The sequence below is a fragment of the Actinoplanes ianthinogenes genome (assembly GCF_018324205.1).
Taxonomy (GTDB): Bacteria; Actinomycetota; Actinomycetes; order Mycobacteriales; family Micromonosporaceae; genus Actinoplanes; species Actinoplanes ianthinogenes.
In genome coordinates this window covers 3,931,535-3,946,330 of sequence record NZ_AP023356.1, presented here as the reverse complement: position 1 = coordinate 3,946,330, position 14,796 = coordinate 3,931,535, and the positions used below count along the sequence as shown (strand labels likewise).

Below are 14,796 nucleotides of genomic sequence, written 5' to 3'. Positions count from 1 at the left end.
CGTTGTTCCCGGGGCGACAGGGTGTCCGTCAGTTGCGCCAGAGGGCGGTGATCGGGACGTCCATCTCGGCGAGCAGCGTGCGCAGCAGCGGGAGGGACAGCCCGATCACGTTGCCGGGGTCCCCTTCGATCCGCTCGACGAAGGCGCCTCCACGCCCGTCCAGCGTGAACGCCCCAGCCACCTGCAACGGCTCCCCGGAGGCGACATACGCCTCTATCTCGGCATCCGTCACATCAGCGAAGTGCACCACGGTCGTCCCGACGGCCTCCGCCTGCCGCCCGCTCACCAGCCCGGTCAGGTGATGCCCGGTGTGCAGCACCCCGGACTTCCCCCGCATCGCCATCCAGCGCTGCGCCGCCTCCCGGGCGTCCGCCGGCTTCCCGAAGATCTCCCCTTCGAAGGCCAGCACCGAATCACACCCGAGCACCAACGCCCCAGGATCGGCCGGCAACTCCGCCGCCACCGTCCGAGCCTTCATCCGAGCCAGCGCAAGACTCAACGTGTACGCGTCCTCAGCCTCCACGACGCTCTCGTCCACCCCACTGACGATGATCTCCGCGTCGATCCCGGCCCCGGTGAGCAGCGCCCGCCGAGCCGGACTGGCGGAGGCAAGAATCAGCCGATACACGTTGTCACTCTGCACAAAAAGTGAGACTACAAGCCCGGCACACCCAAAAGTGCCCGCAAGCCCCATGTTCCGCCGGGAAACCTGACAAAGCCGCCTTGCCGTGCAAGACGCTGTTAGCCCTGGCCCGAGTGGATGCTGACTCGCCGGCACGCCATGTCCGGCGGCGCTCGCCCCTCCGCAGCGGCTACTGCTTAAGCGCCCGACACCTCCCAGGCCAAACCCACCCTCGGCCCGACACCTCCCAGGCCGAACCCAGCCTCGGCCCGATGCCCCAGGGCCGAACTCAGCCTCGGCCCGATGCCAGCCCTCGGGCCGGAACCCCGCCGTTCAGCCAAGCGTCACGGCCTTTTCCGGCTCCGCCGTCGAGCAGCGAAAAACCCAGCGACCACTCCGCCCGTCAGGATGGCCGCAATCCCCCGAGCAGGCCAATGTTCCGACCGTCACCCCTATCCTGCCCACCTGAACTGCCCGGTTGGCTGCCGCTGGTCACGCCCACTCCACCGGAAGTTCCGCCTGCGCTGGTGCCTACTCCAGGCCCGCCCTCCAGCGGCGGAACATCCGCGGTCAGCGCCTTAACGATGTTCAGCACCCCGTACCCGCACTGCTCGTCCCACCCCGGAGCCCCAATATCGGTAGCCGTAGCAGTAAGCCGATGAACAACCTCCCGCCCCGAAATCCCCGGAAACCGAGCCCGAACCAACGCCGCCGCCCCCGAAACAATCGCAGTAGCGGGTGAGGTGCCGTCCACGTTGACATAGTCGTCGGTGGTACCTGTAGTTCTGAGGTCAACCCCGGGCGCGCACAGATCAATCGATGGGCCTTGAGGTGAAAAGGTGGCCGGGCGCCCGGTTTGATCGACAGCCCCGACGGCTAAAACCTCAGGTATGGACGCGGGGAAGGCAATTCGCGAATCCTTCGAAGTGCTTCCAGCGCTTGCTGTGATGACTATGTCGGCAGCAATAGCAGTCTTGATTGATTTGTTAAGGTCAGCCGACGGTGATACCGACAGGGAGACATTGATTACCTGGGCTCCCTTGTGCGTCAGCCAGTCTATCGCTACAGCAAGGGGAGGCGTCTCTTCTGTTGTCCCGATAATCTTGACGGGGATTATCTGAGCGGCGGGGGCGATTCCAGTGATGCCGCCCGGTTTTCCGTGGCCGACTATTAGTCCCGCCATGTGTGTACCATGGCCTGTCTGGTCAAGTTGCCCGCGACCGTCACCTCCTTGGACCATATCGCGCCCATCTATCACGTTTCCTGCGAGATCCGGATGCGGATGAACTCCGCTATCAGGAATCCCTATCGATACTCCTGATCCAAGGCTAAGTTCGTGTACCTGATCGAGCCTTAGATAATCGGCAAACCACGCGTCTTTGTTGAATTCTAGGGTCTGAGGTTCGGCTATTCCTGTCGTGTGCGATGGTGCAAGCAGTGCTGTGATCGCTATTGTGACAAGAAGTTTCATCTCATAGTCCTATGGCGGGCCCCGGGTCGATCGCTTTCCTCTCAGGAGGAAGGATGATCGGGTCCGTTCCCTTGTCGACCAGCCACGGGTTTTCCGGGTCCCAGCTGTCTCGAATCTCGGGTGCTCCGTTGCGATCATTGGGGGACTGCCGTCTCGGCTGAATGATCGCTGGGGGAGACTGGCCAATGAGGCCTCCAGTCGGATTCACGCGCTGAGTGAGCCCGCTGTTGGTTCGAGCAGGGATGGCGTTCGAGGTTCCTCCAATTATTCCCCCGGGAGCTATTTGCCTGCTGCTTTTTCCTGCGCTGGTACCGCTAGAGGGCCCTTGCCATGAGTGACTAGGAGAGGGTTCGTGAGGTGGTGTTCCTTGTTGCGATAGGGGCGGCAATCCTACGGCAGGAGGAATAGCGAGTCCGTTTGCCGGTGAAGGGAATGATCCGCTTTGAGGGGGCAAAGTTGGTGGGGTTGCAACGGGTGTGCTGGTGTTGGATGTAGAGCCAGCAAGGATAGGGCCTGTGGGGTGTCCGTCAGGTTTATCATTTCGAGAACTTAAGCCGCTACCGTTTGGGTGCTGATCGGCCGAATTGGTGCCGCCGCCTGCATTCGACAAATTTATGTTACTTGAAGGCGTGGGTGCAGCTCCGCCTTGCTGCAATTTTGAGGGCGGTCCGCCAGGTGCATTATTGATTCCGCTGGATCTTCCTCCTTGGCCCTTGCCTTCTTCCCGTGTTGAGAGTCCTGGGATGTAGGGCTGGGGAGTGGTGATGTTCAGTTGGGCCTGGGCCAAGTCCGTGCTCAGGGTGGACATCACGACCTGTGCCTGCACCTGCAAATCAAGCTGCCGTGACTCGACCGCGGCCGACGGGCTGAGGCTGACGGCTCGCCATTTGCTCAAGGTCTGGGCTGAGCTCTGCTGCTTCAGGGCGTACGCGTCCAGGACCTTCTGATTGGACATGTATTCCTCATAGATCCCCGCCAGTTTCACGCGGGCGCTCACCAGAGCTGACGTCGCGCCGCCCAGCGCGTGGTGGTTCTGGACCGTCGCGTGATACGTCTCGCTCAAGTGTCTGATCAGGTCGTCCAGGCGATCCAGATACTTGGCGGCGGCGGCGCTCTTCTCGGGTGGCCACACCTCGGCGAGACTGTCGCGGTAATTCTTGACCCGGGACAAATGGTCCACCAGCAGGTCGGCTGACTTCTTCCAGGTGACGAGCAGATCCTTGTGGGCGGTCCCGTCCTGGCTCTCCAGCATCGACCACATCTGTGGGACCGACTGGGTCGTCCAGTCGGTGCCGCCGCCGTTGTCGGTGTTCGCGAGCATCAGGCGTCCCCCTTTCGGGCAGGTGAGGCTGAGGTCGCCGGCGGGGTGTCCCAGTCCCATGGGCCCGTCGAGGACGAGGAAGCCGACCCCGATGCAGGTGAGTCGGCAGCGGAAGACGCCGCCGGCGCCGGCAGAAAATCGGACCCGGAAGGAACCTCGACCGCGGGTGGCAGCCCGGGCGCCGAAGGCAAGGCGGAAGGCAGGAAAGACGACAGCCCGGAAGCCGGCGAGGAAGGCGAGGCCGAAGGCAAAGAAGACGGCACCCCGGAAGCCGACGAGGAAGGCGGCGAGGAAGGCAAGGCGGAAGGCGAAGGGGAGCCCGACACGGAAGGCAGCGAAGAGGCCGAAGGGGAAGCCGAGCCCGAAGGCGAATCCGGGGATGCGGCGGAAGCCGAGGAGGCCCCCGAAGGGCTGGACCCGACACCCGACGGCGGCAACACCCCCGCCGTAACCAAAGCCGACTCCACATCCGCCAGCCGGGCCCGGGCAAACGCATCCGCCCCGCGATACATCCCCCCGACCTGCTCCGCGGCCTTCGCGAACCCATGAGTTCCGTTCGCGAAGTTGTAGATGTTCTGCTGGCAGGTCTCCTGAGCCGACCCCAGCACCACGGCGAAAGCGGACAGCTCCGCGAACCCCGCCACCGCCGGCAGGCCGGACATCATCCGATTGGCCAGACTGTCCGCGTGTGGCGCGTAGTCCTTGTCGACCTCGGCCAGGAGGCGTTTGGCGAAATCCTCCATCGCGGTGATGTCAGCCGCGATGGCGGAGCTCAGCGGGATGAGGTCGTCATTCGGGGCCACGCAGCGAGGCTAACCGCTCACAGCATGCGACATCGACCCCTGTGGAAATCCCCTGTGGACAACCTGGTCAGCGGGGGAGGGCCGACGACTTCCAGGATCGCGGACCCGCTGCTGGGCGCCCTGATCGGATCCAGTCGGAACCGGTCCGAGGCGGGGTGTCGTAATTGACCGGGGTTGATCGGACTGCGAGGATGGCGACCAGTGCGGCCACCTCATGATCGTCTAGGCTTCCACGTACGACTCCGACCAGCGGTTCATCGTTCATTGGCCGAGCGTACGACGGGTGCCCCGGCTTCCGGTGACACGTGTCCCACACTCGGCTGATCAATTCGCGGCCGCTCGACAGAACCAGGTATTTTCTGCGTGATGTCTTCTTCTCCCCCGCTCATTGTCGCTGATCGGTACCGGCTGGTTGCGCCGCTCGGTCAGGGCGGGATGGGTCGCGTCTGGCGGGCGACCGATGTCGTCCTGCACCGCGAGGTGGCGATCAAGGAACTCGTCCCGCCGCCCGGGCTGACCCCCGCCGAGCGGCAGGAGATGCGCGAGCGCTCCCTGCGCGAGGCCCGGGCCATCGCCCGGCTCAACAACATCAACGTGGTCCGCGTCTTCGACGTGCTGCGCACGGACGCCGACCCGTGGATCGTCATGGAGTACGTGCCGTCCCGCTCGCTGCAGGACACGCTCGCCAAGGACGGCCCGTTCAACGCGGTCCGCACCGCCGAGATCGGCCTCGGCGTGCTGAATGCGCTGAAGGCGGCGCACCGCGCCGGCGTCGTGCACCGTGACGTCAAGCCGGGCAACGTGCTGATGGGCGGCGACGGCCGCGTCGTGCTGACCGATTTTGGTCTGGCCACCGTCCCCGGCGACCCGAATGTGACTCGCACCGGCCTGGTGCTCGGCTCCCCGGCGTACATCGCTCCGGAACGCGCCCGCGACGGCACCGCCGGCCCGGCCGCCGACCTCTGGTCGCTCGGCGCCACCCTCTACGCCGCGGTCGAGGGCCAGTCCCCGTTCGCCCGTCCCTCGGCGATCGCCACACTCGCCGCCCTGGCCACCGAGAACGTGCCGCAGGCGCGCAACGCGGGACCGCTCAAACCCGTACTCAACGGGTTGTTGCGCAAGGATCCGGCCCACCGGATCGATGCCGACGAGGCGGAGCGGCTGCTCGCGCGCGCCGCCGGGCGGCGCGCGAAGCTGAGCTTCCCGATGAGCCCGACCATGCGCCGCCCGGGTGTCGGCCGCGAGCGGCCGTCGCTGCCGAGCGGTCCGGGTGGTCCGCCGGTGCTGCCGGGCAGCGGTTTCGTGACCGCCACCGGCTCCGCCCCGGTCGTGCCCACGCCGCGCCCCCGTCCGGCCGACGCGCCGGCCGGCAACTCTCCGGAGCAGCCCGGCGGCCGTCCGATCTTCACCCCCGGCAAAGCCACCGTGGGCAACCCGGCCGGACCCGACCAGCGCCCGCAGGACCAGCCCAAAGGCCGCAGACCGCTGGACCAGACGAAGGTCGACGGCCCCCCGGTCCGCGACGAGCCGGTCAACCCCCAGGCTTTCGGTACGCGACCAGCACCGCCGGCCGCCCCGCGGGGCACCCGTCCCGGTTCCGGCGCGACGCCGCCCGGCCGGGCCACCCCGCCGTCCACGCCAGTGGTGAACACCGCCCGGGTCGGGTTCACCGCCGCCGACGTGGCGGCCAACCGGCGCAAGAAGGCCGCGCCGGAGCACGAGGCCTCGCTGGCCGCCGCCACCGGCGCGTACCCGGTGGTGCCTGCGCCGGAGCCGGAGGAGGTCGTCGAGGCGACTCCGGTGACGCCGGAGCCCGAGGCCACGGCGGCGTCGTCCGAGGCGCCGGAGGCCGTGGCCGAGACCGCAACCGAGGTCGCGGAAACCACCGACACCGCCGAGGCCGAGGAGCCCGTGGCCGACAAGGCCGCTGAGCCGCAGTCCGGCGAGGACGATGCGCCGACGGCGGGGCAGAACGACAAAGCCGACAAGACCGATAAAGACGACAAGGCCGACACTGCCGAGGAGACCGAGCGAGCCAAGGAGCAGGCCGCGCCGGTCAAGGCCGCTGCCGAGCCCGAGGCCGTCGAGCAGACCGAGAACGCCGAGCAGGACGAGAACTCCGAGGAGGAGGCCGAGCCGGCCGAGCCCCCGGCCGCCGTCGAGCCCTCGGCCGCCGTTGAGCGCCCGGCGACCGCCCTCATCCCCGGCCGGCGCCCCGCCTCGACGGTCCAGGACCAGGACAAGACCTCGGTCGTCGACTTCGCCGCGATCGCCCCGCAGCCGTCGGCCGCCGATGACGACGGCGCGACCCGGGTGGTCACTTCACCGCCCGCCGAGGACGACGGTGCGACCCGCATGGTCACCTCGCTGCCCCGGCCCGCCACCGGCGACGACGGCGCGACCCGGGTGGTCCCCTCGTCCGCCGGGTTCACCCCGTCGCAGCGTCCGGCCTGGACCCCGATGCCGGTGCGCCCGGTCGTCCGCCGGGTCAACGGCATCACAGTGTTCGGCACCACGCTGACCCGCCGGCAGGCGGTGATCGGCGCCTCCATCGTGCTCACGTTCGTGCTGCTCGTCGGCATCATCCTGGTGCAGGCGTTGAGCACCGACGACGACAAGGCGACCGGCGTCACCCCGGGCGCGGTGGCCGCCACCGGCAAGCCGTCCAGCCCGGCCGGCAAGGGCGAGACGCCGAGCAAGGGCGCGGCGACCCCGTCGACCAGCGCGCCGGCCGCGGGCGTCCCGGCAGGCTGGAAGGTCAGCTCGCAGTCCGGCTATGCGGTCGCCCTGCCGCCGAAAGCCGAGGTCGACCGCCGCGGTGACACCGAGACCCGGTTCAACTGGGGTAACCGGCTGCTGATCATCTTCCGCTTCGACGACGGCGGCGCGGATCCGCTGAAGGCGTTGCAGGAGGCCCAGGCCGAGCAGGGTTACGACACGGTCAGCGGTCCGGCGGCGGTGACCTACCAGGGCCGGCCTGCCGCCGACTGGGAGTACTTCTACAACAGCTCCAACGGGCATCGGCAGCACGTGCTGAAGCGGAGCATGTCCGTCGGCGACAAGACGTACCAAATCTGCTGGTACACCTCGCCGGAGGATTGGAACGCCGCCAGGAAGGACCTCGACGCGGTCCTGGCGGGCTTCACCCTGAACTGAACCTCCATGCGTGATTCCCCGGCAACCGGGGTAGTTGTCGAGAATCACGAATGGAGGTGCTTCCATGAACTGCCGACCGCACGGCAGTAAGCCCACCCTGGCGCTCTGGATGCTGGTCGCCCTGGCGGACCTCGCGATCGTCGCGACCGCCGCGGGGCCGATCACGATGCTGTTGCTGATCGCCGGCCTGGTGGTCACGGCCGCCGGCGTCTACGCGGCCCGGAGCCTCGGCAACCGGGCCCCGACGACGGCCGAGTCCTCGATCAGGCGACGTGCCTAGAACATCTGGACAGCGAGATCGGCTACAGTCCCCGGCGTGTTGTCGATCGACGGTGTGAGTGACCTCTGGGACCAGCTGCTGGGTGCCCAGCCCGACCCGCCCGAGCTGCTGGTTCTCCTCACTGCGGTGGCCGGGTTCCTGGCCGTGGCGATCCGCCCGATCTGGCGGGTGGCCCGCAACGCGGTGACCATCGCCCACGAGGGCGGCCACGCCCTGTTCGCCCTGCTGACCGGCCGCAAGCTGCGCGGCATCCGGCTGGAGTTCGACACGTCCGGCCTGACCCTGTCGGCCGGGCGCCCGACCGGCTTCGGCATGATCCTGACCCTGCTCGGCGGTTACATCGCGCCGTCCCTGATCGGCCTGCTCGGCGCCTGGCTGCTCGGCGGCAACCGGATCACCCTGCTGCTCTGGCTGGCCGTGGTCCTCCTGCTGCTCATGCTGATCAACATTCGCAACGCGTTCGGCGTGATCTCCCTGCTGATCACCGGCGCCATCGTCTTCGCCGTCTCCTGGTACGCCTCCCCGGAGGTCCAGTCCGCCTTCGCCTACACCGGCGTCTGGTTCCTCCTCTTCGGCGGCGTCCGCCCGGTCTTCGAACTGCAGACCCTCCGCAACCGGGGCCGCATGCGCGACTCCGACGCCGACCAGCTGGCCCGCATCACCCACGTCCCCGCCCTGTTCTGGGTCGGCGTCTTCCTGGTCGTCGACCTGGCGGCCCTGGTGACCGGCGCCTTCCTGCTGGCCGGCCAGTGGCTCCCCGCGGCCGTCTAGCACGGCGGCGAGGAGCCGCGGCGTTTTCCACGGTGTCGGTCTGTCCACAGGCCGTCGGCGCGGCCGCTGCGGCTTCGTGACAATGGGATCGGGGCCGCCCCCTGAGTGAGTGTTTGAGAGGACTGCTATCCGGGCGTGCTGAACGTCCGGCGACGTTGGCGGGTGGCGGGCCGGCCACGGTCGAGGCGGCGGATCATGGTGTTGATCGCGGCCCAGCGGATCGAGGCCTCCGAGACGGCGGGATCGCGTTCGTAGTCGCGGGCCAACCGGCGGTGTGCGGTGAGCCAGGCGAGGCTGCGAACGACCACCCACCGTTTCGGGTGCACGACGAATCCGTGCTGGTCAGCGGGTTTGCGGACGATCTCGACCGTGGTGTCGAGCATCTGCTCGGCCCAGTCGACCAGCCGGCCGGCGAAGCCCTGATCGGCGAACACATGCCGGATCGGCGTGAACAGATAGGTGCTGAGCAGGGACGTCTTCGCGCCGTCGCGGTCCTGCCAGGACGCCGACATCACGCACACCACCATCTGCAGGCCGAGAGTGTCGGTGACGATGAACCGCTTACGGCCATTGATCTTCTTGCCGGCGTCGTAGCCGCGGCTGTCGCTGCCGACGGTATCGGCAGCCTTGACCGACTGAGAGTCCATGACAGCGGCCGAGGGCTGCGCCTCACGACCCTCGGCCAGCCGCAACTGTTCACGTAGTTCCTCAAGAATCCGCTCGTGACCTGGCGTTTCTCCCACTGCTGGAACTGCCGGTACACGGTCTGCCAGGGCGAAAAATCGGCCGGTAGCTGCCGCCACGAGCAGCCACTACGGACGACTTACAAGATCGCATCGACGATCGCTCGGCGCGGATGCTTCGGAATCCGGCCCGGCGACTTGATCAACGGAAGCATCGGCTCGACGAAGTCCCACTGCTCATCGGTCAGATCAGACGGATATCGCCGCTCACGCTCCACCAGAACAGCTTCAAGCCGCTCTCGTCTCGTACAGGGACACGCCGTGCGACAGCACTCTCAAACACTCACTGAGGAGGGCGGGGGCTGTTCGGTCAGAGCGGGATGTTGCCGTGCTTCTTCGGCGGCAAAGTCTCCCGCTTGGTCCGGAGCATCCGCAGCGCCCGAGTGACCTGCGCCCGCGTCTCCGACGGCCGGATCACCGCGTCCACGTAACCCCGCTCCGCCGCGATGTACGGGTTGGCCAGCGTGTCCTCGTACTCCTGGACCAACTCGGCCCGGCGCACCGCCGGGTCCTCGGCCGCCGCCAGCTCCCCGCGGTACAGGATGTTGACCGCGCCCTGTGCGCCCATCACCGCGATCTGCGCGGTCGGCCAGGCGAAGTTCATGTCCGCGCCGATGTGCTTCGAGCCCATCACGTCGTAGGCCCCGCCGTACGCCTTCCGCGTGATCACCGTGACCTTCGGGACGGTGGCCTCGGCGTACGCATAGATGAGTTTCGCCCCGCGCCGGATGATCCCGTCCCACTCCTGGCCGGTGCCGGGCAGGAAGCCGGGCACGTCCACGAACGTCAGCACCGGGATGTTGAACGCGTCGCAGGTGCGCACGAAGCGGGCGGCCTTCTCGCTGGCCGCGATGTCGAGGGTGCCGGCGAAGTGCATCGGCTGGTTCGCCACCACGCCGACCGGGCGGCCCTCGACCCGGCCGAAGCCGACCACGATGTTCTGCGCGTAGAGCGGCTGCACCTCGAGGAAGTCGTCGACGACCGTCTCGACCACGGTCTTGATGTCGTACGGCTGGTTGGGCGAGTCCGGGACCAGGGTGTCCAGGGCCAGGTCGGCGTTGCCGGCGGACAGGTCGGCGGGCTCCTCGTAGGCGACCGGCTCGTCCAGGTTGTTGCTCGGCAGGTAGGAGAGCAGCGCCCGGACGTAGTCGATCGCGTCCTCCTCGTCGGAGGCCAGGTAGTGCGCGTTGCCGCTGCGGGTGTTGTGGGTGCGTGCGCCGCCCAGCTCCTCCATCGCGACCTCTTCACCGGTGACCGTCTTGATCACGTCCGGTCCGGTGATGAACATGTGCGAGGTCTGGTCGACCATCACGGTGAAGTCGGTGATCGCCGGGGAGTAGACCGCGCCGCCCGCGCACGGGCCCATGATCAGCGAGATCTGCGGGATGACGCCGCTGGCCCGGACGTTGCGGAAGAAGATGTCGGCGTACAGCCCGAGGGCGACCACGCCCTCCTGGATCCGGGCGCCGCCGGAGTCGTTGATCCCGACGATCGGGCAGCCGATCTTCATGGCCAGGTCCAGCACCTTGACGATCTTCTCGCCGAAGACCTCGCCGAGCGAGCCGCCGAAGACCGTGAAGTCCTGCGAGAAAACGCAGACCTGCCGGCCGTCGACGGTGCCGTACCCGGTCACCACGCCGTCGCCGTAGGGCCGGTTGCGGTCCAGGCCGAAGGCGGTCGAGCGGTGCCGGGCGAGCTCGTCCAGCTCGACGAAGGAGTCCTTGTCGAGCAGCAGCTCGATCCGCTCCCGGGCGGTCTTCTTGCCGCGCGCGTGCTGTTTCTCGACAGCGCGCGCGGAACCCGCGTGGACCGCCTCCTCGGAGCGGTTCGCGAGATCGGCTAGCTTTCCGGCGGTGGTGTGGATGTCGGGCTGCGTTGTCACGGTTTTCTCCACGCTCCAGAGGCGGCGGTGCGGCTCGGATGGTCGCGATGGCGCGGACGCCCGCGGTGACCGCACGCTCACGCCGGATCGCGAACAACCCTCACTCACGATGATCGTAGCCGCGAATCCGGCTCACGAAGGGGGCGTCGCTACGGGTCCGTTTCATACCTGTTGTCCCATTCGTTACGCCTCACGTGACGAACTGGATGACGGCGGCCGGGCTCGCGTTCATCGCGGGGGGCCTCGCCACGCTGATCAGTTTCCGCGCCGTGCTGTTCGGTGCCGGCGACCCGCCGCCCCGGCGTCCGCGTCGCGCGGCGTCGCCGGAACCCGAGTTTCCCCAGGTTGCCGCCGAGCCTGTGGACAACGACGAGTGGGCGCCGACCGGCCGTCGCCGCCGGCTGGCCGCGGCCTTCGGCGGCCGCTCCGCGCCGCGCGCCGATCAGGGCGCCGGTCTGGCCTCGATCGGCCTGGCCGACGAGGACCCCACCGACAGACCGCCCTTCGACCAGGACGATCCGTTCGCCGACGGTCCGCTTCCCGAGCAGAGCTTCGCGTACGACGAGCAGCCGCCCGCCGCCGCACCGGAGGAGTACGCCGACCACGCCGCGATCGAGCTCGACGAGGATCCCGCCTACCCGGCCCGGCCCCGCCGCGGCGAGGGCTCCTGGCCGGACGAGCACGGCGAGGGTTCGTGGACGAACGAGCGCGGCGAGGGTTCGAGGGCTGAGGAGCGTCACGAGGATTCGTGGGCCGAGGAGCGTCACGAGGATTCATGGGCCGAGGAGCGCGGCGACGGTTCGTGGGCCGAGGAACGGCGAGAAGGTTCGTGGACCGACGAGCGCGGCGAGGGCTCGTGGAACGACGGGCAGCACGAGGAGTCGTGGCACGGCGAGGAGTCGTGGCACGGTGAGGGCTCGTGGCACGGCGAGCGGGCCTGGGCGCCCGGCGAGTCGTGGCACGGCGAGGAGCCGGCCGCACCGGCGATCGCCGATTACCGGGCGGACGCCACCGAGGACGACCCGACCGGCGAGGACTCCCGCTTCATCGACAACACGGCCTGGCGGGCCGGCGACCGGCAGGCCCCGAACCGCCGGTACGCCGGAGCCCGCCCCGCCCGCACCGCCCCGATCGACCGGTCCGACCGCGGCTACGGCGACCGGATCAACGGCTGGGTTCGCCCCCGCTACCCGGACCTCGACGACCGCCCGCCGTCCGGCGACTACTGGACCCCGGTCCCCGGCGAGCTCTACGCCGACCCGGAGCCGTCCGCCCGCGGCTACGGCTGGCCGGTCCCGGTGGAGCGCCTGCCCGCCGTCCCCGACTACGAGCCGGCGACCGGTTTCGATCTGACCCCGGTGCAGGCCGCCGAGCCGACGACCCTGGTGCCCAGCTGGCCGCCGCCCGCCCCGGACGACCACCGCATCCGCCTCCCGCGCTCGTGGTCCACCGGCGAGAAGACGGGAAGCGGCAGGGTGACCGGCGAGCGGGCGGGAGGCGGCAGGGTGACCGGCGAGAAGACGGGCAACAGCAGAGCGACCAGCGAGAAGGCGGGAAGCGGCAGGGCGACCGGCGAGCGGGCGGGCACCGCCAGGGCGACCGGCGAGGACCGGCCACGGGCGAGGACCGCCGGCTCCGGGCGTACCGAAAAGGACCGTGCCGAAGCAGCCTCCTGGACCGAACCGCGCCGCTACCGTGATCGCGGACCGCGCCCCCGGCCCCGCCCCCGCCCGGCTCCCGTCCCCGAAGCCGACTCGTCCTACATCAGCCGGCACGCCGCGGGCCCCAACGGCTGAGCCCCGCCGGCCCGGGGCATAGGCTCCCGGGATGGCCGCTTCCGGGTACACCGATCTGGACCGCCCGCCGCTCTCCGAGCGGGCACTCACCCGCGCCCTGGTCCAGCCCGGCGCTCTCTGGTCGCGCCTGGAGGTCCGCCCGGAGACCGGCTCCACCAACGCTGACGTGGCCGACGCGGCCCGTGACGGCGCCCCCGAGGGCCTGGTCATCGTCGCCGAGCAGCAGATCACCGGCCGGGGCCGGCGGGATCGGCAGTGGGTCAGCCCGGCGCGGGCCGGTCTCTATCAGAGCGTGCTGCTGCGCCCCGGCGTCGCCGACCCGGAGCGTGGCTGGCCGGCCGTCGAGCCGAAAGCGGTGAGCTGGCTGCCGCTGCTGGCCGGGGTGGCGCTGGCCGACGCGGTGTCCCGGGTGGCCGGCGTCGAGGCCGACCTCAAGTGGCCGAACGATCTGCTGGTCGCCGACCGCAAGTGTGCCGGGATCCTGGCCGAGATGTCCGGCGACGCGGTGGTGGTCGGGATCGGGCTGAACGTCAGCACCCGCGCCGACGAGCTGCCGGCGACCACCGGGGTGCCGGCCACCTCGCTGCGGCTGTCCGGCGCCGAGACGGTGGACCGCGATCCGCTGCTGCGGGCGCTGCTGCGCGGGCTGGAGCGGTGGTATGCGGGGTGGCGCGAGGCCGGTGGCGACGCCGAGATGTGCGGGCTGCTCGGGGAGTATCAGCGCCGGTGCGCGACGATCGGCCGGGACGTGCGGGTGCTGCTGCCCGGCGGCGGTGAGCTGCTCGGCGAGGCGGTCACGGTGAATCGGGACGGCCAGTTGGTGATCCGTACGGTGGACGGCGCGGAACATCGTGTCTCGGCGGGTGACGTGCTGCACGTACGCTGACCGGGTGGCGTTCCCGGCGGAAGTGCTGTCCGAACAGGAGGAGGTCGTCCTCCACCTGCGTCCCCACGGCAAGTCGGTGGTCGGCCCGGTCCTGGTGCTGGTGCTGACCCTGGCCGGCCTGATCATGGCCTGGGTGCTGCTGCCCGGCAACGAGGGCGGCCGGATCGGGCTGGCCCTGGTCGCGGCGATCATGCTGTACCACGCGGTTCGCTACGGCGTGCACCCGATCGTCCAGTGGCGCTGCACGCACTACGTGCTGACCGGCGAGCGTCTGCTGACGCAGTCCGGCATCCTCGTCCGGGAGCGCCGTGACCTGCCGCTGAACCGGGTGAACGACCATGCGCTCACCCAGTCGCTGCTCGACCGGGTCTTCGGCACCGGCACGCTGGTGATCGACTCGATCGGCGAGCAGAGCGCGCGGCTGTCCGGGGTGCCGCACGCCCAGCGGGTGCAGACCACGCTCTACGAGCTGATCGAGCTGAGCCCGGACGAGGACGAAGAGGAGGACGCCGAGGTCAGCGCTTGAGCTGGGTGTCCAGCTCGGCCGCGCTGCCCGGCACGTCCACCGCGCTGAGCTCGGCGAACCCGGCGGTCGCGTCCATCTCGGTGATCGCGCCCTCGTGCCCGTCGACCGGCGGCTTGAGGAAGACGAACGTCCGGTACGCCCAGAAGCGGAACACCGTGGCGATCGCGATGCCGACCAGGGTGACGCCGAGGAAGAGCAACTTGTCGTGCTCCTCGGTGAGCCCGAACCCGTACTTGCCGATCGCCACCATGCCGGACTGGATCACCATGCCGACCAGGTTGAACCCGAAGAACAGCGTGTACTCGCGCCGCAGCGCCGTGCGCGTGTGGTTGCGGTAGGTCCAGTAGCGGTTCGCCAGGTACGCCAGCGTGGTCGTGACGACCGTCGCGATGATGCTCGCCTTGACCGCGCCGATCGGTAGCGCGACGTAGGTGATCGCCATGTAGAGCAGGGTGTTGCCGGCTCCGATGATGCCGAAGGCGATGGCTTCGGGCGCGAGGCGACGCAGGCGTTCCGTCAGCGACATGGCTGAGGGCATG

14 protein-coding genes and 1 pseudogene are annotated in these 14,796 nt (G+C 69.1%); 7 read left to right on the top strand and 8 right to left on the bottom strand.

Annotated elements, in window-relative coordinates:
* Window positions 1-28: 28 nt before the first annotated feature.
* From Aiant_RS17680 to Aiant_RS17670, 3 genes are all read right to left on the bottom strand, one after another.
* Window positions 29-643, bottom strand: a complete 615-nt coding sequence (locus Aiant_RS17680; protein ID WP_189328453.1) for a Maf family protein — start codon at window positions 641-643, stop codon at window positions 29-31.
* Window positions 644-1,025: 382 nt separating this feature from the next.
* Window positions 1,026-2,093 (bottom strand): S8 family serine peptidase, encoded by a 1,068-nt coding sequence (locus tag Aiant_RS17675; RefSeq protein WP_212847095.1) that lies wholly within the window; start codon window positions 2,091-2,093, stop codon window positions 1,026-1,028.
* A gap of 1 nt (window position 2,094) precedes the next feature.
* A complete protein-coding gene (locus Aiant_RS17670) occupies window positions 2,095-3,414 on the bottom strand; it encodes a hypothetical protein (protein WP_189328455.1) in 1,320 nt (439 codons plus the stop codon).
* A 45-nt stretch (window positions 3,415-3,459) separates the two neighbouring features.
* Here Aiant_RS17670 and Aiant_RS17665 point away from each other — a divergent pair, with 45 nt between their 5' ends.
* Complete coding sequence (locus tag Aiant_RS17665) at window positions 3,460-3,963, top strand: hypothetical protein (RefSeq protein ID WP_189328456.1); 504 nt, start codon at window positions 3,460-3,462, stop codon at window positions 3,961-3,963.
* Between the two features lie 321 nt (window positions 3,964-4,284).
* Here the strand turns inward: Aiant_RS17665 and Aiant_RS17660 are convergent, their stop codons facing one another.
* A complete protein-coding gene (locus Aiant_RS17660; protein ID WP_189328457.1) occupies window positions 4,285-4,482 on the bottom strand; it encodes an acyl-CoA carboxylase subunit epsilon in 198 nt (65 codons plus the stop codon).
* Between the two features lie 101 nt (window positions 4,483-4,583).
* On the opposite strand from Aiant_RS17660, the pseudogene Aiant_RS45755 reads away from it, so the two are divergent.
* The 3 genes and pseudogenes from Aiant_RS45755 to Aiant_RS17645 all read left to right on the top strand — a co-directional run.
* Window positions 4,584-5,876, top strand: a pseudogene (locus Aiant_RS45755) (serine/threonine-protein kinase); the annotation flags it as partial.
* 1,561 nt (window positions 5,877-7,437) lie between these two features.
* Complete coding sequence (locus Aiant_RS17650; protein ID WP_189328458.1) at window positions 7,438-7,653, top strand: hypothetical protein; 216 nt, start codon at window positions 7,438-7,440, stop codon at window positions 7,651-7,653.
* A 36-nt stretch (window positions 7,654-7,689) separates the two neighbouring features.
* Window positions 7,690-8,424, top strand: coding sequence for a M50 family metallopeptidase (locus Aiant_RS17645; RefSeq protein ID WP_189328459.1), 735 nt, complete (start codon window positions 7,690-7,692; stop codon window positions 8,422-8,424).
* A gap of 125 nt (window positions 8,425-8,549) precedes the next feature.
* Here Aiant_RS17645 and Aiant_RS17640 read toward each other — a convergent pair whose 3' ends face one another.
* The 3 genes from Aiant_RS17640 to Aiant_RS17630 all read right to left on the bottom strand — a co-directional run bounded on the left by Aiant_RS17640 (window position 8,550) and on the right by Aiant_RS17630 (window position 11,049).
* A complete protein-coding gene (locus tag Aiant_RS17640; RefSeq protein ID WP_425322702.1) occupies window positions 8,550-9,071 on the bottom strand; it encodes a transposase in 522 nt (173 codons plus the stop codon).
* Window positions 9,072-9,247: 176 nt separating this feature from the next.
* On the bottom strand, window positions 9,248-9,385 hold the full coding sequence (locus Aiant_RS17635) for a transposase (protein ID WP_189328461.1): 138 nt from the start codon (window positions 9,383-9,385) through the stop codon (window positions 9,248-9,250).
* Between the two features lie 92 nt (window positions 9,386-9,477).
* Window positions 9,478-11,049, bottom strand: coding sequence for an acyl-CoA carboxylase subunit beta (locus Aiant_RS17630; RefSeq protein ID WP_189328462.1), 1,572 nt, complete (start codon window positions 11,047-11,049; stop codon window positions 9,478-9,480).
* Window positions 11,050-11,243: 194 nt separating this feature from the next.
* Between Aiant_RS17630 and Aiant_RS17625 the strand changes: the two genes are divergently transcribed.
* Genes Aiant_RS17625 through Aiant_RS17615 form a run of 3 tightly spaced genes read left to right on the top strand, consistent with a single transcriptional unit; the run spans window position 11,244 to window position 14,257 of the window.
* Entirely contained in the window at window positions 11,244-12,845 is a 1,602-nt protein-coding gene (locus tag Aiant_RS17625) for a hypothetical protein (RefSeq protein WP_189328463.1), read from the top strand.
* Window positions 12,846-12,876: 31 nt separating this feature from the next.
* Window positions 12,877-13,731 (top strand): biotin--[acetyl-CoA-carboxylase] ligase, encoded by an 855-nt coding sequence (locus tag Aiant_RS17620; RefSeq protein ID WP_189328464.1) that lies wholly within the window; start codon window positions 12,877-12,879, stop codon window positions 13,729-13,731.
* Window positions 13,732-13,735: 4 nt separating this feature from the next.
* Window positions 13,736-14,257, top strand: coding sequence for a PH domain-containing protein (locus Aiant_RS17615; RefSeq protein WP_189328465.1), 522 nt, complete (start codon window positions 13,736-13,738; stop codon window positions 14,255-14,257).
* On the opposite strand, the gene Aiant_RS17610 is transcribed toward Aiant_RS17615, so the two are convergent.
* The gene (locus tag Aiant_RS17610) at window positions 14,247-14,795 is read right to left on the bottom strand and encodes a GtrA family protein (RefSeq protein ID WP_189328466.1); all 549 of its coding nucleotides are present in this window, start codon (window positions 14,793-14,795) and stop codon (window positions 14,247-14,249) included. The two genes, Aiant_RS17615 and Aiant_RS17610, sit on opposite strands and share 11 nt — an antisense overlap.
* Window position 14,796: the final 1 nt, after the last annotated feature.

What these genes read in the sequence shown, in the direction of transcription:
- Aiant_RS17675 (WP_212847095.1), bottom strand. Translation starts at nt 2,093, where the DNA reads ATGAAACTTCTTGTCACAATAGCGATCACAGCACTGCTTGCACCATCG.
- Aiant_RS17670 (WP_189328455.1), bottom strand. Translation starts at nt 3,414, where the DNA reads ATGCTCGCGAACACCGACAACGGCGGCGGCACCGACTGGACGACCCAG.
- Aiant_RS17660 (WP_189328457.1), bottom strand. Translation starts at nt 4,482, where the DNA reads ATGAACGATGAACCGCTGGTCGGAGTCGTACGTGGAAGCCTAGACGAT.
- Aiant_RS17650 (WP_189328458.1), top strand. Translation starts at nt 7,438, where the DNA reads ATGAACTGCCGACCGCACGGCAGTAAGCCCACCCTGGCGCTCTGGATG.
- Aiant_RS17640 (WP_425322702.1), bottom strand. Translation starts at nt 9,071, where the DNA reads ATGGACTCTCAGTCGGTCAAGGCTGCCGATACCGTCGGCAGCGACAGC.
- Aiant_RS17620 (WP_189328464.1), top strand. Translation starts at nt 12,877, where the DNA reads ATGGCCGCTTCCGGGTACACCGATCTGGACCGCCCGCCGCTCTCCGAG.
- Aiant_RS17610 (WP_189328466.1), bottom strand. Translation starts at nt 14,795, where the DNA reads ATGCCCTCAGCCATGTCGCTGACGGAACGCCTGCGTCGCCTCGCGCCC.